The 19,119-nt window shown below is 70.8% G+C and carries 19 protein-coding genes; 5 read left to right on the top strand and 14 right to left on the bottom strand.

The features are described from left to right. Positions 1-7: 7 nt before the first annotated feature. From IE247_RS31830 to IE247_RS31790, 9 genes are all read right to left on the bottom strand, one after another. Positions 8-1,000 (bottom strand): sterol desaturase family protein, encoded by a 993-nt coding sequence (locus tag IE247_RS31830; RefSeq protein ID WP_190126833.1) that lies wholly within the window; start codon positions 998-1,000, stop codon positions 8-10. A gap of 397 nt (positions 1,001-1,397) precedes the next feature. Beyond that, positions 1,398-2,171, bottom strand: a complete 774-nt coding sequence (locus IE247_RS31825; RefSeq protein ID WP_190126832.1) for an ABC transporter ATP-binding protein — start codon at positions 2,169-2,171, stop codon at positions 1,398-1,400. Further along, positions 2,168-2,965 carry an ATP-binding cassette domain-containing protein gene (locus IE247_RS31820; RefSeq protein ID WP_190126831.1) on the bottom strand — a complete coding sequence of 266 codons (798 nt, stop codon included), beginning with the start codon at positions 2,963-2,965 and terminating at the stop codon, positions 2,168-2,170. Before IE247_RS31820 ends, IE247_RS31825 begins: the two co-directional genes overlap by 4 nt. Continuing rightward, positions 2,962-3,825, bottom strand: coding sequence for an ABC transporter permease (locus IE247_RS31815; protein ID WP_190126830.1), 864 nt, complete (start codon positions 3,823-3,825; stop codon positions 2,962-2,964). Before IE247_RS31815 ends, IE247_RS31820 begins: the two co-directional genes overlap by 4 nt. Further along, positions 3,822-4,787: an ABC transporter permease gene (locus IE247_RS31810; protein WP_190126829.1), complete on the bottom strand. Its 966-nt coding sequence runs from the start codon at positions 4,785-4,787 to the stop codon at positions 3,822-3,824. The genes IE247_RS31815 and IE247_RS31810 overlap by 4 nt, the downstream gene beginning before the upstream one ends. Further along, positions 4,787-6,304: an ABC transporter substrate-binding protein gene (locus IE247_RS31805; protein WP_190126828.1), complete on the bottom strand. Its 1,518-nt coding sequence runs from the start codon at positions 6,302-6,304 to the stop codon at positions 4,787-4,789. The genes IE247_RS31810 and IE247_RS31805 overlap by 1 nt, the downstream gene beginning before the upstream one ends. Positions 6,305-6,354: 50 nt before the next feature. Then, complete coding sequence (locus tag IE247_RS31800) at positions 6,355-7,089, bottom strand: DUF1684 domain-containing protein (protein WP_190126827.1); 735 nt, start codon at positions 7,087-7,089, stop codon at positions 6,355-6,357. 224 nt (positions 7,090-7,313) lie between these two features. After that, positions 7,314-7,865 carry a DUF1697 domain-containing protein gene (locus tag IE247_RS31795; protein ID WP_190126826.1) on the bottom strand — a complete coding sequence of 184 codons (552 nt, stop codon included), beginning with the start codon at positions 7,863-7,865 and terminating at the stop codon, positions 7,314-7,316. A 38-nt stretch (positions 7,866-7,903) separates the two neighbouring features. Beyond that, complete coding sequence (locus IE247_RS31790; RefSeq protein ID WP_190126825.1) at positions 7,904-8,263, bottom strand: VOC family protein; 360 nt, start codon at positions 8,261-8,263, stop codon at positions 7,904-7,906. Between the two features lie 88 nt (positions 8,264-8,351). On the opposite strand from IE247_RS31790, the gene IE247_RS31785 reads away from it, so the two are divergent. Continuing rightward, on the top strand, positions 8,352-9,338 hold the full coding sequence (locus IE247_RS31785; RefSeq protein ID WP_190126855.1) for a GlxA family transcriptional regulator: 987 nt from the start codon (positions 8,352-8,354) through the stop codon (positions 9,336-9,338). Further along, positions 9,335-10,120, top strand: coding sequence for a DJ-1/PfpI family protein (locus IE247_RS31780; protein ID WP_190126824.1), 786 nt, complete (start codon positions 9,335-9,337; stop codon positions 10,118-10,120). The genes IE247_RS31785 and IE247_RS31780 overlap by 4 nt, the downstream gene beginning before the upstream one ends. Before the next feature lie 61 nt (positions 10,121-10,181). On the opposite strand, the gene IE247_RS31775 is transcribed toward IE247_RS31780, so the two are convergent. The 3 genes from IE247_RS31775 to IE247_RS31765 are packed head-to-tail and all read right to left on the bottom strand — an operon-like array spanning position 10,182 to position 13,394. Beyond that, positions 10,182-11,432 carry a sugar ABC transporter permease gene (locus IE247_RS31775; RefSeq protein WP_190126823.1) on the bottom strand — a complete coding sequence of 417 codons (1,251 nt, stop codon included), beginning with the start codon at positions 11,430-11,432 and terminating at the stop codon, positions 10,182-10,184. Then, on the bottom strand, positions 11,429-12,313 hold the full coding sequence (locus IE247_RS31770) for an ATP-binding cassette domain-containing protein (protein ID WP_190126822.1): 885 nt from the start codon (positions 12,311-12,313) through the stop codon (positions 11,429-11,431). The genes IE247_RS31775 and IE247_RS31770 overlap by 4 nt, the downstream gene beginning before the upstream one ends. Before the next feature lie 7 nt (positions 12,314-12,320). After that, a complete protein-coding gene (locus IE247_RS31765) occupies positions 12,321-13,394 on the bottom strand; it encodes a substrate-binding domain-containing protein (protein WP_190126821.1) in 1,074 nt (357 codons plus the stop codon). A 325-nt stretch (positions 13,395-13,719) separates the two neighbouring features. Between IE247_RS31765 and IE247_RS31760 the strand changes: the two genes are divergently transcribed. Then, positions 13,720-14,493 (top strand): DeoR/GlpR family DNA-binding transcription regulator, encoded by a 774-nt coding sequence (locus IE247_RS31760; protein WP_190126820.1) that lies wholly within the window; start codon positions 13,720-13,722, stop codon positions 14,491-14,493. A gap of 62 nt (positions 14,494-14,555) precedes the next feature. On the opposite strand, the gene IE247_RS31755 is transcribed toward IE247_RS31760, so the two are convergent. Beyond that, positions 14,556-15,188, bottom strand: a complete 633-nt coding sequence (locus IE247_RS31755) for a TetR/AcrR family transcriptional regulator (protein ID WP_229869488.1) — start codon at positions 15,186-15,188, stop codon at positions 14,556-14,558. 261 nt (positions 15,189-15,449) lie between these two features. Between IE247_RS31755 and IE247_RS31750 the strand changes: the two genes are divergently transcribed. Further along, positions 15,450-16,670 (top strand): glycosyltransferase, encoded by a 1,221-nt coding sequence (locus IE247_RS31750; protein WP_190126818.1) that lies wholly within the window; start codon positions 15,450-15,452, stop codon positions 16,668-16,670. A gap of 126 nt (positions 16,671-16,796) precedes the next feature. Continuing rightward, complete coding sequence (locus IE247_RS31745; protein ID WP_190126817.1) at positions 16,797-18,413, top strand: MDR family MFS transporter; 1,617 nt, start codon at positions 16,797-16,799, stop codon at positions 18,411-18,413. A 31-nt stretch (positions 18,414-18,444) separates the two neighbouring features. Here IE247_RS31745 and IE247_RS31740 read toward each other — a convergent pair. Further along, positions 18,445-19,119, bottom strand: a 675-nt coding sequence (locus IE247_RS31740; protein WP_190126816.1) for a M4 family metallopeptidase, incomplete at its 5' end; no start/stop codon positions are given.

Here is a 19,119-nt window from a genome sequence, read left to right as displayed (position 1 = left end):
GTACCGGTCAGCGACCTTCTGGGGACGGCCCATCCGCCGGATCGGCCGGTTCGCCGCCCGTCTTCGGCGGGCGGCGGCAGGGGTGGAGCAGACTGGCGAGGATCTCGCCGGTGCCGGGAAAGGACACCGGGTCGCTGAGTCCGACCGCGGCGGGTTCCCTACCGGGTCGCCAGGTGTAGCTGCCGAAGAGGTGGTCCCAGACCGAGAGGTCGGAACCGTAGTGCCCCGCTTCGGACAGAGCGGTGCTGTGGTGCAGACGATGCTGTTCCGGGCTGGCGAGCAGATGGTTCAGCCCGCCGATGCGGACCTCGATGTTGGCGTGGACGAAGTAGCCCTGCGCGGTCACGAAGAGGCCTGCGGCGAATACCGATTCGCGGGAGAATCCGGCCAGGGCCAGGGCGAGTTGAACGATTCCCTGGGCCAGGACGATGTCGAGCACATGATTGACGCCATTATTGGCGACATTGACCTTGGGCGGCACATGGTGCACCCCGTGCAGCCGCCAGAGCAGTGGCTGGGTGTGGCCGAGGCGGTGTACGAGATAACTGGCCAGCGAGCCGACCAGCAGCGCACCGGGGATTTCGGCCCAGAGCCCGATCGCCGGCTCCCGGGGAGAGAGCGCCGCGACCGCGAGGGTCACCAGCGCCTGGGCGAGCGCGCTGCCGACCATGGTGAGCAGGAAGTAAACGCCGTACCAGCGCCATTCACGGACATTGGGATGCCAGGAGCGTTCATACGGAATAAGTTGTTCAAGGGCGGCCAGATAGAGAAGAACGCCCATCAGGAAGAGCGGGCTGACCCGGGCCGGCTCCCAGTCGAGAACCAGCGCCGCCGCGGCCACCAGGACCGTGGCCGACAGCAGTACGGGGTAGGCGACCGCGCGGAGCACGGAACCGGGAGAGAGAGTCGGACTCTTCTTTCTCTTCTTTCCCGGCACCGCATCCCGGGCAGAATTCTCCCCGCCACCGGGACCATCGGATATTGCTCCGTACTCTTCCATCCATGGCTCCTCTGCAAGAGGCACGGCACAGCGAAACGAGCGAGGATGCAGAGCGACGAAAAACGAACGAGGGGATTCAATTTCTGGTCTTCAGAGTGTCTCGGTGACCGGAAAGAACGAACCCTGTTCAAACGCTCATGAATTGCCCGACAGTGCGGGTTCTGTCGCGTGCACCATCCGGGATTCGCATCCTTGGAGACTCAACAGGATGCCCCTGCGCGCTACCGCCCCGTCCGATGAACAGTGAAGCAGTATCGCCGCCTCGCGGGGAATACTTCGGGGTCCACATTTAATCAATGTGGGTTACATAGTGTTACTAGTAATCCTGGTGGGGAGCGCGGGGGGAGCATCCGGGTCCGGGCCGGCCTCGCGGCGGCGGCCCGGACCGGGCGCGCGGTCAGTCCCGGGGGCCGGGCAGTCTGGGCACGCTCTCCACGAGACGGGTCGTGTACGGGTGCGCGGGCGCGCCCAGCACCCGCGCCGTGTCGCCCTCCTCCACGACGCGGCCGTTCTCCAGGACGGCGGTCCGCTCGCACAGGGAGGCCACCACGGAGAGGTCGTGGGAGACCATCACCAGGGTCAGCCCCTGCTCCCGCTTCAGCTCGTTCAGCAGCTCCACCACGGCGACCCGGGTCGTCACATCGAGCGCGCTGACGGGCTCGTCGGCGAGGAGCACCCGGGGCTCGCAGACCGTCGCCCGGGCGATCGCGACGCGCTGGCGCTGGCCGCCGGAGAACTCGTGCGGATAGCGCTCGGCGGCGTCCGCCGGGAGGCCGACCCGCTCCAGCGCGGCGGCGACCCTGGGCCCGGCGGTGTGCCGGGTCTCCAGACCGAGCGAGCGCAGCGGCTCGGCGACGATGCTCCCGATCCGCCGGCGCGGGTCGAGGGAGGAGTAGGGATCCTGGAAGACGCACTGCACTCCGCGCCGGAACCGGCGCATCAGCTCCCGGTCGCCGAGGCGGAGTTCGTCCCCGCCGAAGCGGACGGTTCCCGAGGTGGGCCGGGTGAGGCCGAGGAGAAGCCGCAGCAGGGTGGTCTTGCCCGCGCCGGACTCGCCGACCAGGGCGAGGCTCTGCCCGTCGGCGACGGTGAGGGAGACGTCCTCCACCACGGGCGCGGCGCTCCCCCGGTAGGCGAAGGAGACCCGGTCGAGTTCGAGTACGGGGGTCATCGCCCGCTCCTTCGGTCGAGTGCCGACTCCAGCTGCCGGGCGCTGGCCACCAGGGCCCGGGTGTACGGCTCGCGCGGGGCGGTGACGATGTCGCGGACGTCGCCCTCCTCCACGGCGCGGCCGTCCTTGAGCACCAGGACGCGGTCGGCGACCTTGGCCACCACCGCGAGGTCGTGGCTGACGAACAGGACGGCCATCTCGCGTTCGCGCACCAGCGCGTCGAGCAGATCGAGCAGTTCGGCCTGGACGGTGACGTCGAGCGCGGTGGTCGGCTCGTCCGCGATGAGCAGCTTCGGTTCGCAGGCCAGCGCCATGGCGAGGGCGACGCGCTGGCGCTGGCCGCCGGACATCTCGTGCGGGAAGGCGCGGGCGATGCGCTCGGGCTCGGGGAGCAGCACCCGCTCCAGCGCGGCCAGGACCGCGCGCCGCAGCTCCGTACCCGACAGGCCCCGGCGGCGCAGCGGTTCGGCGATCTGCCGGCCCGCCCGCATCAGCGGGTCGAGCGCGGTCAGCGGCTCCTGGAAGACGATGGCGGCGTCCCTGCCCCGCACTTTGGCCAGGCGTCGTTCGCTCGCGCCCACCACCTGGGTTCCGGCCAGCTCGACACTGCCGCTCGCGGCCATCCCCTCGGGCAGCAGGCCCAGCACGGCGAGCGAGGTCAGGGACTTCCCGGAGCCCGATTCGCCGATGAGGCCGAGGCGCTGCCCGGGGGCGAGGCTCAGCGAGAGCCCGTCCACCAGGACCCGCCCTCCGGCGGTGCGGATGGTGAGGTCGCGTATGTCGAGGATGGTCATGCGCGCCTCCGTCGGGCCGCCGGGTCGAGGGTGTCGCGCAGTCCGTCGGCGATGAGGTTCACCCCGATGACGAGCAGGACCAGCAGGATGCCGGGGGCCAGCGCGCCGGCCGGGGCGGTGGTGAAGGTGGCCTGCGCCTCCTGGAGCATGCGGCCCCAGGAGGCGTTGGGCGGCGGGGCGCCGAGGCCCAGATAGGACAGACCGGCCTCGGCGAGGACCGCGAGCCCGAACTGGAGGGCGAGGTTCACGACCAGGGTGGGCCAGATGTTGGGCAGGATGTGCCCGGCCACGATCCTGGGCCAGGAGGTGCCCGAGGTGCGGGAGGCGGTGATGAAGTCCTGTGCCAGGACCCGTTTGACCAGGACGCGCACCAGCCGTCCCACGACCGCGCTCTGTGCCAGGCCGATGGCGAGCACCGCCGATTCCAGGGTGGCCGAGCGGGCGGCGACGATGAGCATGGCCAGCAGCAGGGTCGGGAAGGCGATGAGGATGTCGAGGAGTACGGAGAGGGTGTCGTCCAGCCAGCCCTGCGCGAAGGCGGCCAGCACTCCCAGGGTGACGCCGACGGTGGCCGCGATGAGGACCGAGCCCAGGCCCGCCTGGACGGCGATCCGGGAGCCGGTCATCAGCTGGGTGAGCAGATCGCGGCCGAGTTTGTCGGTGCCCAGGAGATGGCCGTCGCCGGGGGCGGCGAGCCGTCCGCCGGAGGTGTCGTCGGAGGCGTACGGCAGCCAGAAGAGCGAGACCAGCGCGAGCAGGCCGACCGCTCCGGCCAGCAGACAGCCGGTGGTCAGGGTGAGGGACCTGGTGAGGGACCTGGTGAGGCCGCGGGCGGGATTCTGTCCGGGGAGACGTTTCATCGGTTGCCTCCGGAGAGTCCGCGGCGCAGCCGGGGGTCGATGATCCGCTGAAGGAGGTCGGCCGCGAAGCCGATGATCAGCACCGCGAGGGTGGAGACGAACAGCACGCCCTGGATCACCGGGTAGTCGTGCTGCGCGATGCCGGTCGCGAGCAGTGAGCCGAGGCCCGGCAGCGCGAAGACGGACTCCACGACCACCGCGCCGAGCAGGGTGGAGGCGAGTTCGATGCCGAGGATCGAGACCACCGGGACGGAGGCGTTGCGCAGCCCGTGCCGCCACATCGCCCGTCCGAAGGACGAGCCGAGCGCCCGCGCGGTGCGCAGATAGTCGCTGCCGAGGACGTCGAGTGTGGCGGAGCGGACATAGCGGATGAGGGAGGCGCTCATCACCAGGGCGATGGTGAGGACGGGGAGGACCAGTGAGCGGATCGCCTCCCCGGGCCGGTCCCAGCCGTCGGGCGGAAAGCCTCCGGCGGGCAGCCAGCGGGCGTTCAGCGCGAAGACCGCGATGAGGATCATGCCGAGCCAGAACACCGGTATCGCGATGCCGAGCTGGGAGACTCCGCTGAGGAGCGAGCCGTACCAGGTGCGGCGGCGGTACGCGGCCAGGAAGCCGGCCGGGACCGCGATCAGGACGGCGAGGACGAAGGCCGCGAGGGTGAGCGGGACCGTCACATTGAGCCGTGCGCCGACCTCGGGCCCGACCGGCAGCGAGCTGACGAACGAGGTGCCGAGGTCGCCCCTGAGGAGCTGCCCGATCCAGTGGGTGAACTGTTCGGGCAGCGGCCGGTCGGAGCCGATGGAGCGCCGGGCCGCCGCGATCTGCTCGTCGGTGGCCCCCACGGCGGTGAGCGCGTTGGCGGGGTCTCCGGGCAGCATGCGCAGCAGCACGAAGAGCACGACGCTCGCGAGCGCCAGCGACACCAGGAGGAAGACGAAGCGGCGCAGGAGATAGCGCGCCATCAGCCCTTCTTGATGTCGTAGGCGTGGAACTGCGAGTTGAGGCCGTTGAGCGGGTAGCCGGAGAGCTTGGTGGAGGCCACCACGATCTGCGGGTAGAGATAGAGCCAGTCGCTGGCCGCGTCCTCGGCGGTCTTGCGGTTGACCTTCTTCAGCAGCTCGGTCTGCTCGGCAGTGGTGGAGGCCTGCTCGGCCTGCTCGACCCAGCGGGTGACCTGCTTGTCGTCGTAGCCCCAGTAGAAGTCGGGGTTGCCGTACCAGACGAGGTCGCGGTCGTTGACGTGCTCCTGGAGCGTGGCGGTGAAGGCCCGGTTCTTGTAGACCTTGGTGTACCACTCGTCCGAGGTGATGGTGTTGATCTTGACTTCGATGCCGACCTTGGCGAGCTGCGACTTGATGAAGGTGGCGGCGGTGGGGTGCGGGTCGTAGTTGGGGGTGTCGAGGGTGAAGCTGAAGCCGTCCTTGAGCCCGGCCTCGGCCAGCAGCTTCTTCGCGCGCTCGGGGTCGTACGCGTCGATCGCGGTGAGGTCCTCGTACCAGGGGTCGGTGGGGGGCACCATCGAGCCGATGAGCTTGCCGTGGCCGCCCCAGATCGACTCCAGGAGCTTCTTGTCGTCGATGGCGGCGGAGACGGCCTGGCGGACCTTGACGTCGGTGAAGGGCTTGGCCTTGTCGTTGAAGGCGAGCAGCAGCTTGGTGGTGGAGTCGCCGTCGTTGACCTTGTAGGCGGGGTTGTTCCGGAACTGGTCGAGGGCGTCGGGCGACTGTCCGCTGGTGACGACGTCGACGGCGTTGGTGAGCAGGGCGTTGTTGAGCGCCGTGGCGTCCTTGAAGTAGCGGAAGACGACCTGCTTGTTGGCGGCCTTGCCGCCCCAGTAGCCCGCGAACCGGTCGAGGCTGAGGGCGGAGCCCCGGGTCCACTTGCCGAGCCGGTAGGGGCCGGTGCCGTCCTCGCTCGTCTTGAGGTCGCGGGCCTCGGAGTTGATGATCCAGACGTAGGAGAGCTGGTAGACGAAGGAGATCGACTTCTTCGACAGCTTGACCTTCACGGTCCGCGCGTCGGGCGTCTCTATGGAGTCGATGACGCCGAGGTTGGCCTTGCGCGCGGACTGCGAGTCCTTCGCGGTCACCTTCTCCAGGCTGTACTTGACGTCCTGGCTGGTGAGCTTCTTGCCGCTGTGGAAGGTGACCTTGTCGCGGAGGGTGAAGGTGTAGGTGAGGCCGTCGGCGCTGACCTTGTGGTCCTGGGCGAGGAGCTTCTCGACCTCGCCGTCGTCGGTGAGCTTGAACAGGCCTTCGTAGACATTGCCGTTGAGCGCCTCGGTGACGCCCTGGCCGCCGCCCGCGGTGTTGTCGAGGTTCTGGGGCTCGTAGAGCGAGCCGATGTTGACCGTGGCGTCCGGGTCGTGTCCGCCGCCGGAGCTGCTGCCCGTGGTGGTGGCGCCGCCGCAGGCGGAGAGGGTGAGGGCGAGGGTGACGGCGGTGGCCGAGGCGTACAGGGAGGACTTCTTGATGCTCATGAGTGATACACGTACTTTCGTGCCGCAGGTCGGGGAGGGGCTGAGTCTGATCAGTCGCTGTCGGGGAAGCCGTCGCGGAAGACCGGCCGCTTCTCGCCCGCCCGTACGGGGAGGTGGAAGCGGTTCTGCCGCGGCGGCATCGGACAGTTGTACTGGTCGGAGTAACCGCAGGGCGGCACGAAGGCGCGGTTGAAGTCGAGGCGGACGGTTGACTCGCCGGTGCGGGTGACGAAGAGGAAGCGCCCGGCCCCGTAGGTCGTGTCGCCGTTGGTGGGGTCGCCGAAGACGAGCAGCAGTACGCCGTCGTCGTCGAAGGCGCTGAGGGTGTAGTCGCGGCCGTCGACGGTGAGCGAGATGTCCCCGGGGACGACCAGGTCGCGGCTGCCCCCGTTGTCCCTGATGTGCTCGAAGGCGACCTTGCGCGCGCCCTCCACCGGGGCGTACTCGGCGTCGAGCACCCAGGCCGGGTCGTACGGGAAGGCCTCGGTCCCCTCGTAGGCGCGGATCGCGGGGGCGTCCGCGGCCCAGAACCGGAGGCCGTGTTCGGGCTCCCCCGTGACCAGGTCGGTCCGCGACACCGTGGTGACGGTCACACCCTCCGGCTGTCCGGCGCGCGCCGCTTCGAGGTCGGGCGTCTCGCCGGCCGGGAGCCAGCGCGTCTCGGTGAGCGCGAGATTCCCGGTGGCCGAGGTGAGCGAACGCCCGCGGTCGGCGCGCCAGGCGGCCCACTCCCCCACGGGGTCGTCGGTCGGCGGGGCGGGGGCGGCGGAGTGGGACACGGGCATGACTCATTCGCGTAGAGGTTCATCGGTGGCCACGCCTCAAATGTCACTTGGCGTGAAGTTCAACCCAAAGCTTGTTCTTTATCATCCATAAGCCGAACTAATGTCAAGTTGCGCCACATGGCGAGATGGGGGCGCAAGGTGTGGGATGTCCCCCGAGGGGGCGCGCGGAGGGCATGCCGAAGGGGCGGCCGGCCCGGATCGGGCCGGCCGCGGCGGCTGCGGTCTCAGGGCGCGGTCAGCTCCACGAGCCTGACGACGGTGTTCCAGTTACGGGTGGTGGCGACGGCCCCCGGCGCGGGCGCGCGCTTCGCGAGGACGTCGGCGAGCCGGGAGCGGCCAAGACCGTCCGGGACATGGAGATAGAGCGCGCGGTCGCCCACGCGGAACTCCTCCGGCAGATAGGCCGCCGCGTCGAGGGAGGCCAGGTTCGCCAGGGCGACCGGCTCGGAGAAGTAGGTGACATGGAGCTGTCTGCCTTCGAGCGAGGCCGCCGGGAAGGGGCAGGCGTCGGCCACGGCGCTCAGATACGCGTGATCGCGCACCAGAAGTTCCACGCCGAAGCCGAAGCGCTCCTCCAGGGCGCGCCCCAGACGGGCGGCGAGGGCCTCCTCGTCCTCCTCGGCGGCGGTGAAGACGGCGTTCCCGCTCTGGAGATGAGTCCGCACCCCGCCGAGACCGAGCCCGGTCAGCAGCGCCCGCAGTTCGGCCATCGGCACCTTGCGGTGACCGCCCACATTGATGCCCCGCAGCAGCGCGGCGTACGCCTTCGTCTCCATGGGGCCAGCCTAGGTCGCGCCTTGGGCCCGTCGGGGCGTCACGGGCCTTCGATACCGACGACCGTGCCGAACGGATCGCGCAGCTGGGCGATGCGGCGGCCGGGCGCGATCTCCAGCGGGCCGCGGTGGTGTTCGCAGCCGGCCGCCAGGAGGCGGGCGCGGGCGCGGTCGAGGTCGTCCACCCCCCAGTACACGACCGGACTGCCGCCCCGGGGGTTGCGCGCGTCGTCCGCCGGGTGGAAGCCCAGCTCGACGCCCGCGGTCTCGATCCAGGCGTAGACCGCCCCGGTGTCGGCGACATCGAGCCGCACCGGGGCGTCCAGCAGCCCGCCCCACCAGCGGGCCGAGGCCTCGGGGTCGTCAGCGAAGATCATCACGGTGCGTACGCCGTGGAACACGGTCCTCCTCCTGGGTCCGGGGGACGTCCCCCGGAATCCCGGGGCCGGTTTCGTGTGATGGTATGCCCGGATGGATGACCGACGGCGGATGCTCATCGTGGCCTACGACGACGCCCAGATTCTCGACATCGCCTGTCCCTCCGGCGCGCTGGACATCGCCAACCGGTACGGCGCGACACCGCCTTACACGATCGAGCTGGGCACCCTCGGCCGGCGGGCCGCGCGCAGCTCGGCCGGGATCGTGATCGGGGCGGGGCAGGGTCTGGAGACGGTGACCGGGCGGCTGGACACACTGATCGTGGTGGGCGGGGCGGGGTCCTCCGACGCGGCGGCGGACGGCCGGCTGGTGACACAGGTCCGGCGCCTGGCCGGGCTCAGCAGACGCGTCGCCTCCGTGTGCACCGGGACCTATGTGCTCGCCGCCGCCGGGCTGCTCGACAACCGGCGGGTGACGACGCACTGGGGGTACGGCGATCAGCTCGCGGCCCGCCACCCGGCCGTGGCGGTGGACGTGGGGCCGCTCTACATCCGCGACGGGGACGTCTACACCTCGGCGGGCGTCACCAGCGCGCTCGATCTGACGCTGTCGCTGATCGAGGACGACCACGGTCCGACGCTGGCCCGCTCGGTCGCCCGGGAACTGGTCTCCTATCTGCACCGGCCCGCCGATCAGGCCCAGATCAGCATGTTCCTGGCCGCCCCGCCGCCCGGGGACCGGCTGGTACGGGATCTGTCGGTCCACATCTCCGCGCATCTGGCCGGCGATCTCAGCCCGGCGGCGCTGGCGGCCCGGGCCGGGGTGAGCGCCCGGCATCTCACCCGGCTCTTCACCGCGCATCTGGGCACCACGCCCGCCCGGGCGGTACGGGCGGCCCGGACGGAGGCGGCGGCGCATCTGGCGCGCTCCAGCGGGCTGCCGCTGGCGGCGATCGCCCGGCGCTGCGGGCTGGGGTCGGCGCAGACGTTACGCAAGGCCTTCCTCGACCACTACGGCGTCGCCGGGGACAGGATCCGCAAGATGCCGGACATGCCGAGACCGCTGGGGACCCCGTGGCAGCAGACTCCGGTGGCATGACGAACCGAGCGACTCGCAGAACCCTGCTGCGCGGTGGCGTGGCCACCGCCGCCCTCACCGCCGCCGCCTTCCCCGGAACCGCGCACGCCCACACGGAGGCTCTGCCCATCGAGACCCGCCGGCCCGGCGGCACCGGGCCGAAGATCGGCATCCTGCTGTTCGACGGCTTCAGCGTGCTGGATCCCACCGGCCCGGCGGATGTGCTCTCCCGGCTGCCGGGCGCGACCGTGACGATGATCGCCGAACAGCGGGGACCGGTCCGCACGGACACGGGCGATGTGCGGCTGGTGGCCGAACAGTCCATCGCGGAGGTGGACCGGCTGGATGTGCTCCTCGTACCCGGCGCGGGCAATCGCGGCACGATCGCGGCGATGCGGAACCAGGCCCTGCTGGACTGGATCCGCCGGATCCACCGGCACACCCGGTGGACGACGTCCGTCTGCACCGGAAGCCTGGTCCTCGCCTCGGCCGGACTGCTCACCGGCCGCCGGGCGACCACCTACTGGGCCTCCGGCGAATATCTGAGCACCCACTTCGACGTGACCTATGTACCGGAGCGCTATGTCCGCTCGGGAAAGATCATCACGGCGGCCGGGGTGTCCGCGGGAATCGACATGTCCCTGTATCTGGCCTCCCTGATCGCCGGTGACACCGTCGGCAAGGCGATCGAACTGGCCGTGGAGTACGACCCCCGCCCGCCCTTCGGCACGGGCGACGCGACGAAGGCCGATCCCGCGCTGAAGGAGCTGGCCCTGCGGCTGCTGGCCGAATCCCAGATCTGACCGGGTCCCCCTGGTCCCCGGGCCGGCCCGGGCCGGCCCGGCCCGGGCCGGCCCGGCGGGCTCAGGCTCTGCCGTGGGCGGCCCGTGAGCGGCGGGCCGCCGAGTCCAGGGCGACCGCCAGGAGGAGAACCGCGCCGGTGACCATGAAGCGGTAGGCGGAGTCGAGATTGAGCAGGGTCAGCCCGCTGGAGATCGACTGGATGACCAGCACGCCGAGGAGCGCGGCGAACGCGCTCCCCCGGCCGCCGAACAGGCTGGTGCCGCCGATGACGGCCGCCGCGATGGCGTTGAGGTTCACATCGCCGCCGCCGCTGCTCTGGTTGGCGGCGGCGAGCCGGGAAGCGGCCAGGATCCCGCCGGTGGCGGCGAGGGTGGTGCAGAGCACGAAGGCGGCGGTGAGGACCGCCTTGACGTCGATGCCCGCGCGCCGGGCCGCCTCGGCGTTGCCGCCGACCGCGTACATCGCCTTGCCGAAGCGGGTACGGGTCAGGAGGTAGTGGAGCGCGAACACCAGGGCGAGGAAGAGGACGAACATCCAGCCCACGCCCCGGTCGCGGTTGAGATACCAGACGGCCGTGCCGAGACCCAGGAGCAGGGCCAGACTCCGTACCGCCGGTGTGCGCCACGAGGGGGCGGGCAGCCCCGCCCGGCGGCGCTCGCTCGCGCGCGCGTGGCCGGTCGCGTAGAGCGCGAGCGCGCCGGCGGCGACCATGGTGTAGGCCAGCCAGGGCGGTACGAAGTGGAGTTGGGCGAAGGTCACCAGGCCGGAGTCGAAGGGGAGGTTGATGGAGCCCTTCGAGCCGAGGATCCACAGTTGCAGCCCGAGGAAGCCGAGCAGCCCGGCGAGGGTGACGACGAAGCTGGGCACGCCCAGCCGGTTGTGCACCTGGGCGTAGAACCAGCCGATCGCCACGGCGAGCAGGAGCGCGGCCGACACGGCGGCCCAGGCGGGCAGCCCCCGGTCCACGAAGAGGACCGCGAGGACGGCCGCGCTGAGCCCGCTGACCGAGCCGACGGAGAGATCGATCTGTCCGACGAGGAGGACGCAGACCACACCGAGGGCGATGACGCCGACCGGGACGCTTTCGAGCGCCAGATTGGTGAGGTTGGCGCTCGACAGGAAGATCGGGTTGAGCAGCTGCATCACGGTCCAGATCACGACCAGACCGGCGACGACGGGCGCGATCCCGAGATCGCCGCCGCGCAGCCGGGCCGAAGCGGCCGCGAGGGCGCGCCGGGGGCCGGGGGCGGCCCTTCGCTCCCCGGGCGGCCCGGCCGCCGGGAGGTCTGGTGCCGCCGCCGGTCGCGTCATGATCGGGGACTCCTGTCCGGGTCGGCGCCGGCCGGGGGCGGCGGCACGGCTGTCTCCGGCGGCACGGCCGCGGGACGGCCCGCGCGGCGGCTGACGACGTTGTCCGTGGCCCCGGTGATGGCGGCCACCAGCTCCGAGGCCGTCGCGTCGGACGCGTCGAACACCCCGTTGTTCCGGCCGAGCCGGAGCACGGCCACGGTGTCGGCGACCGCTTTCACCTCGGCCATGCTGTGGCTGACCATGATCACGCCGAGGCCTCGTTCCCTGAGCCGCTCGATCAGATTGAGCACTTCGGCGGTCTGGGCCACCCCCAGGGCCGCCGTGGGCTCGTCCAGGATGATCACCTTCGGGTCGCCGAGCAGCGACCGGGCGATGGCCACCGTCTGGCGCTGACCGCCCGAGAGGGCGGCCACCGGCAGCCGTACGGAGGGGATGGTGGCCGACAGCTCGTCGAGCAGCGCGCGCGAGGTCACTTCCATGGTGACGTCGTCGAGGCGGAGTCCGCGCAGTTCACGGCCGAGGTAGAGGTTCTCCACCACATTCAGGTTCTCGCAGAGGGCGAGATCCTGGAAGACCGTCGCGATGCCGAGCTGCCGGGCGGCGGCGGGCGAGGGGACGGTCACGGTCCGCGAGCCGAAGACGATGGTCCCGAAGTCCGGTGGATGGACCCCGGAGAGCACCTTGACCAGGGTGGACTTCCCCGCGCCGTTGTCCCCCACCAGGGCGAGCACCTGACCGGCCGCGACATCGAGGGAGACATCGGTGAGCGCGGCGACCGCGCCGAAGGACTTGCTGATGCCGCGCAGGGAGAGCAGTGGGCCCCCTCGCCCCGGCCGGGGCGGCGGCGCGGGTACGGGCACGGGTACCGGTACGGAGGACATGGCGCGCCTACTCGATGCCGAGCCCGGCGCAGGCCGCGGCGTAGTTCGCGGTGCAGACCTCGGCGGTCTTGAGCGGCTTCCCGGAACCCACCAGCACCTCCGCGATGTTGTCCCGGGTGACGACGGTGGGGGTGAAGAGTTCGGAAGGGGTGTCGAAAAGCGTGGCATTCCCCTTGGGCGTCTCGCCCCGGAGAAGGGCGAACGCGGCCTCGGCGGCGGACCGGGCGACGGTCTTGATCGGTTTGGAGATCGTGTTGTATTGATCGCCGCTCACGATCCGCTGCGCGGCGGCGGCCTCCGCGTCATTTCCGGTCACGGGCGGCACTTTGACGCCCGCGGCCCTGAACGCCGCGACGGCTCCGCCGCCCGTGCCGTCATTGGCCGCCACCACTCCGGCGATCCGGCCGGGGAATTTGCTGATCTGTCCGCTGACCCAGTCCTGCGCCTTGCTCGGTTCCCAGGCCGGGGTGTCGTATTCGGCGAGGAGATCGAATCCGCTGGAGTCGACGGCCCGGTGAATACCCTTCTTGATCAGACCGGCCGCCGCGTCCGTGGGCGAGCCGTTGACCTGGAGGATGCCGCCCTTGGCCGAGGTCTTCCGCAGCCGGTCGACCAGCGACTGGCCGATCATCGCGCCGATCTTCTCGTTGTCGAAGGAGACGTAGAAATCGGCCCTGGCCCTGGGTATCGGCCGGTCGTACGCGATGACCGGTATGCCGCGGGCCTGCGCGGTACGGACGGTGGTGACCGCGGCGGCCGAGTCCACCGGGTCGATGACGATGGCCTCCGCCCCCTGGGCGATGGCCGAGTTCGCCTGCTGTTGCTGCTTGGCCGCGTCGCCGCCCGCGTTCTGATAGAGAACGGCGCAGCCGTCGCAGAGTTCTTTCATCCTGGCCTTGAAAAGCGGTGCGTCGTACAACTCGTAGCGGGTGGAGGCGAGATCGGGCATGAGAAAAGCGATCTTCGCGGAGTCCTTCCCCGAACCCTTGGCCGAATCATTCGCCGAACAGCCCGCGATGGAGACGAGTACGGCCGTGACGGAGACCGTCGCGGCGAGCGTTCTGAGGGAGGAGTGCTTCACTGGAGTCTCCTTGGAATTCCGCCCGCGGCACCGGGCCGGCGACGGGCGGGACGACGCCCCCGTCGCGAAACCCCGGACACCGTCCGGTAGACCTTCGACCCTAATCCGCGCAAATACACTTAACATCGATTTCGTTAATACTGTCAATGAGTCTGTCGGAATTAAGGGCGCGGTGCCCGTGAAACACCCCGAGGAGTACGCCGCCACCTGGTGAGATCCGGTCAACCACGGCTCATGGCAGCCGTGTTCATCCGAAGCGCCCGCCGGGGGCGGCGGACCGCGGGGGCTTGTTGGATTCAACAGCCCACCTGTGAGACTGGGGCCCATGGAGAGAGCATCCGGCGACGCGCGCCGACGGCGCATCGCCGACCACGTCATGGAACACGGCACGGCCACCGGGGCAGCGCTGGCGCGGCTCACCGGGGTGAGCCTGATGACCGTCCACCGGGACCTGGACGAGCTCGAACGCCGGGGTGTGCTGCGGCGCTTCCGGGGCGGCGCCTCCGCCCTGCCGTCCACGGTGTTCGAAGCCGGCCTCGACTACCGGCTCGGCGTCAACACGGCCGCGAAGCAGGCCATAGCGCGCACCGCCGCGAAGCTGGTGGAGCCCGGGATGTCGGTGATGCTGGACGACTCGACCACCGTGCTGGCGATGGCGCGGCTGCTGGTGGACATGGCTCCGCTCACCGTGGTCACCAACGCCCGGCGGGTGGTCGACGTCTTCGCCGACCGGGAGGGCGTCCGGCTGATCGCCCTGGGCGGCGAGTACTCCCGTACCCATGACTCCTTTCTCGGGGTGCCCTGCGTCGAGGCCATCGAGGCGCTCTCCGTGGATCTCGTGGCGGTCTCGACCTCGGCGCTGGACGCCCGGATGGCCTACCACCAGGAGCAGGACGTGGTGCTGGTGAAACGGGCCATGCTCGCCTCGTCCGCGTCGAGGGTGATGCTCATGGACCGCACCAAGCTCGCCCGTACCGCGCTGCACCGGCTCGCCCCGGTGAGCGATCTCGGGCATCTCATCGTGGACGAGGGCGCGGAGCCGGAGCTGCTCGCCGGGCTGCGGGAGCGGACGCGGGTCACGGTCGCCGCCGGCCCGTGAGGTACGGGAGGGGCGCGCCGATCCCCTGTCCCACCGGCCCCCGCCTCAGCGGCGCGCGCCCCTCATCGGCTCCCCGATCTGTCGTAGCCGTCGGGCGGGCTGAGCAGCGGGTCTATTCCCGCCCGGAGATATCTCAGCAGCGCGCCGGGCGGGGCGGAGCCCAGCGCCGGGGTGCGCAGGGCCATCCGCATCAGGGTCGCGCCGAGCAGCCAGGCCGAGAGCAACTCGGCGCGCAGCGCGGCGTCCGGGCCGTCGAGCCGCCGGGCGAAGCTCTCCGTGAAGACCTCGGTGATCTCCTCGCGGAGCCGTCCGACCGCCTCCTCCCGGTCGGAGGAGCGGAGCACCGACAGCACCGGGTGCGGGACCTCCTCGTCACCGCGGGGCGCGTTGACGACGATGTCGCGGACCCACTCCGCGACGTCTTCCAGCGGAAGCCCGCGCAGCGGTTCGAACAGGGCGGTGCTCGTCGAGACCGCCGCGAAGAGTGCTTCTTTTGAGCCGAAGTAGCGGTAGACGAGCGCGGCGTCCACCCCCGCGTCCCTGGCGATGTCGCGCACGCTGGCGCCCTTGTAGCCGTACCGCCCGAACCGCAGGGCGGCGGCCTCCGTCAGCGCGGCGCGGGTGTCCGCGGCGTCGGGCTTGCGGGCGCGTGACGGCGTCGTTCCGCCCCTTTGTGATGTGCCCGGTGCGTTCACCTGTCGTACCTCCGGCCGAGTCGAATCACGGGTGTGGATGCGGGTGCGGATGCGGGTGCGGTCACGGGTGCGCGGGGTGCGAATTCCCCTGTGTCCAAAAGTCATCGAACGTTGTCACCGATCGTTGACCCAAGGCTGTACCGGCCATATTTTCTGGTCAAGGGGCGATGGCGTCGGATGCCGTTCAGCCCGGCGGGGCCGCTCGGCCACCGGACAGCCTCTCTCCTCGCGGCGACCACCCCCCGACGGAAAGGGCTCATCATGCGCGTCCTGTTCACCACCATCGGCAGCCCCTCGCACGGGCGCGCCCAACTTCCCCTGGCCCGGGCGCTCGCCGCGGCCGGGCACGAGGTGAGGGCGGCCACCACCCCGCACGTCGCCTCGGTCTTCGAGCGGGACGACGTCCAAGTGACCGAATGTATGCCCGACTTGATGCCCGGCTACCACGCGATGCCCGAGCTGACCGCGCTCGCCGCCCGTACGGATCTGGACGAGGAGGAGCGGGGCCGGCTGATGATGAGCCTCATGGCCCGTGAGCTGTCCGGCGCGATGGCGCGGGACCTCCTTGACCCGCTGCTCCCCCTCGCTCGGGAGTTCCGCCCCGATCTGATCCTCCGCGACGGCATGGACATGGCCAGCGTCCTCACCGCCGAGCTGCTGGGCATCCCCCAGCTGCCGACTCCGTCCGGTTCCACCAACTCGTTCGACCCCGCCGAGCTGCTGCCGGGCCTCAACTCCCTGCGGGAGGAGCACGGTCTGCCGCTCCAGGAGGACCCGTTGTCGATCGTGCCCCGGGGGCGCGTCGACTACGTCCCCCCGGCCTACTCCTTCACCCGGCACATGCCGATCTCCTTGTCGTACCGGCAGACGGTGGGGGTGGACCGGCACGCGGTACTGCCGCAGTGGATCACGGAGCTGCCCACCGACCGGCCGCTGGTGTTCGCCGCCCTGGGCACCGCGCTGCCCATGCTCCAGCAGCGGGGGGACGAGGCGGAGGAGAACCTCAAGGACGTGTTCCCGGTGGCGGAGCCCGCCGGGACACTGCGAACGATCATCGAGGCATTGGCGCTGCTGGAGGAGTGCACCGTCATCCTGTCGACCTCCGGGCTCCCGGCGGACGTCGAGGGGGTGCCGTCGCACGTCCATGTCACCGAGTATCTGCCGCAGCCGCTGCTGCTGGAGTCCGTCGACCTGTTCCTCACCCACGGCGGGTTCAACAGCGTCCGGGAGTCCCTGCGCACGGCGACGCCCATGGCGGTGCTGCCCCAGTTCGGCGATCAGCACGGCAACGCGCAGCGCGTCGAGGAGCTGGGCCTCGGCCGGAGGATCGCCGACCATACGCCGGAGGGCATCGCGGCGGTCTGCCGCGCGGTGCTGGCCGACGCCTCCATCGGGGCGAGGGCACGCCGGGCGCGGCTGGCCATGCTGGCGCTGCCGGAGATCGAGACCGCCGTAGCCGATCTGGAGAACCTCGTCGGATAGTCGGACGGTCCGCCGTACGGCGGGGCCGGACCGGCGCTCCGCCGGTGTGCCGACGCACCCGCGTCTCCCGGGCATTCCCCCGGGCGTTCCCCAGGCATTCCCCCGGCATTCCCCCAGGGAGATGATGTGACCTCGTCGGAGACGGCCCCGCCCGGCACCCCGGAGAACGACCGGGTACGGCTGACTCACCGTCAGATCGTCACCGTGCTCTCCGGGTTGATGCTCGGGATGTTCCTCGCGGCGCTCGACCAGATGGTGGTCTCGTCCGCGCTGCGCACCATCGCGGACGATCTGCGCGGGCTGACCGCGCAGGCGTGGGTGACGACCGCGTATCTGGTCACCGGCACCATCGCCACTCCGCTGTACGGGAAGCTCTCCGACATCTACGGCCGCCGGCCGGTCTATCTCTGCGCGGTCGTCCTGTTCGCGGTGGGGTCCCTGCTCTGCGGGTTCGCCGGGTCGATCCATCAGCTCGCGGCGTTCCGCGCGGTGCAGGGGCTCGGCGGCGGCGGGCTGATGTCGCTCGCGATGACGATCATCGCCGACATCACCTCGCCGCGTGAGCGGGGCCGTTACCAGGGGTACATCACCGCGGTCTTCGCGGGCTCCAGCATCGCCGGTCCCCTGGTGGGCGGGGTGTTCGCGGGCCGCGACACCCTGCTCGGGCTGGACGGCTGGCGCTGGATCTTCCTGGTCAATGTGCCGCTGGCGGCGCTGGCCGTCGTGGTGATCCTGCGGGTGCTGCACATCCCGCACCGGCCCGTCCGGCATCGGCTGGACTACGGAGGGGCGGCGGCGCTGGCCGTCGGCATCGTCCCTCTGCTCGTCGTCGCCGAACAGGGCCGGGGCTGGGGCTGGGGCTCCCCGCGCGCACTGGTGCTGTACGCCGTCGGGCTGGCCGGGCTGCTCGTCTTCGTCCTGGTGGAACGCCGGATGGCGGACGCCGCCCTGCTGCCGCTGCGGCTGTTCCGCGTCAAGGCGTTCCGGCTGGGGAGCGTGCTGCACTTCGTCGTCGGTGCGGGGATGTTCGGCGCGATGGCGCTGCTTCCGCTGTACTTGCAGCTCGTGCGGGGCATGAGTCCGATCGAGGCGGGTCTCGCCACACTGCCCACCGTGGTGGCGAACGTGGCGGTGACGATGCTGGTCGGCCGGATGATGTCCCGTACGGGGAAGTTCAAGGTCCATCTGGTGGCGGGCATCGGCTCCCTCACCGTCGCCATGCTCGTCTTCGCGACGCTCCGGGCCGACAGCCCGCTCTGGCAGGTCTCCATCGGCATGCTGTTCATGGGCGGCGGCCTGGGCGCGTCCATGCAGACGATCACCACGCTCGCCCAGTCCGAGATAGCCCAGCGGGACATGGGAGCGGCGACCGCCTCGGTCAATTTCTTCCGCTCCAACGGCGGCACCGTCGGCACCGCCGCGTTCCTCTCCCTCTTCTTCTCCCTCTCCGGCTCCCGCATCGGCGAGGGCCTGGACAGCGCGGCCCAGGACCCGTCGTACCGCCTGCTGGCCGAGGAGCCCGCGAACGCCGTCCCGCTGGAGGGCGTACTGCGAGCGGACGGCGGTCTGCATCTGGAGGACTCCGCCTTCCTGGGGCTCCTCGACAGCCGGGTCGCGCTGCCCTTCCTGGAGGGCTATGCCGACGGCACGCGGATCGTCTTCCTCCTCGGCGCGGCCGTGACCCTGATCGCCTTCGTGATCGCGGCGTGGCGGGTGCCGGACACCGTGCTCTCCTCCGACTGAGGTGTGTCGCGGCGGTCGGCGGTCGGCAGCCTCAGAATGTCAGTCTGAAGCTGTTGATGCGGCCCGTGTCCTGCCAGCCCTTGTCCTGCACCCGTAGCTGCCAGACGCCGTTCGCCACCTCCGACGAGGCGTCGACCCGGTAGGACTTCTTGAGGTCGGGCGCGGTGTCGTGGGGGCTGGACGCCTTGAGCGGATACACGGTTCCGTCGGGTGCCAGCAGATCGACCGCCAGGTCGCCCCGGAAGGTGTGGGTGATGTCCACGCCGATGTGCAGTGAGGCCGGGGCGTTGCCCGGGATGCCGGAGACGGTGACCGGGGAGGTGACCGGCGGCCCGAGGTCCGGAATGGCGACGGCGGTGGTGTTCTCGAAGACCGTGCCCGGGGGGTTGGGCTCGCCGCCGCCGGGCCGGTCGCCGACGTTGACACCGGCCCAGGCGTCGGTCACGGACGCGACCTCGGGGCTGGTGGCTCCGTACAGCTCGGCGGCGACCGCGAGGGTGCCCGCCCGTGCGCCCGCGTAGTCGGTGGTGGAGCTGAACTTGGTCGTCAGCGCCTTGTACCAGATCAAGGCCGCCTTGTCCCGGCCGATACCGGTCACGGGCAGCCCGTCGGAGGTGGGCGAGTAGTAGGAGACACCGTTGACGGTCTTCGCGCCGCTGCCCTCGGAGGCGAGGTAGAACCAGTGGTTCGCCGGGCCCGAGGAGTA

This window comes from Streptomyces inusitatus (assembly GCF_014651115.1).
GTDB lineage: Bacteria > Actinomycetota > Actinomycetes > Streptomycetales > Streptomycetaceae > Streptomyces > Streptomyces amakusaensis.
This window is presented reverse-complemented; position numbering and strand designations above follow the sequence as displayed.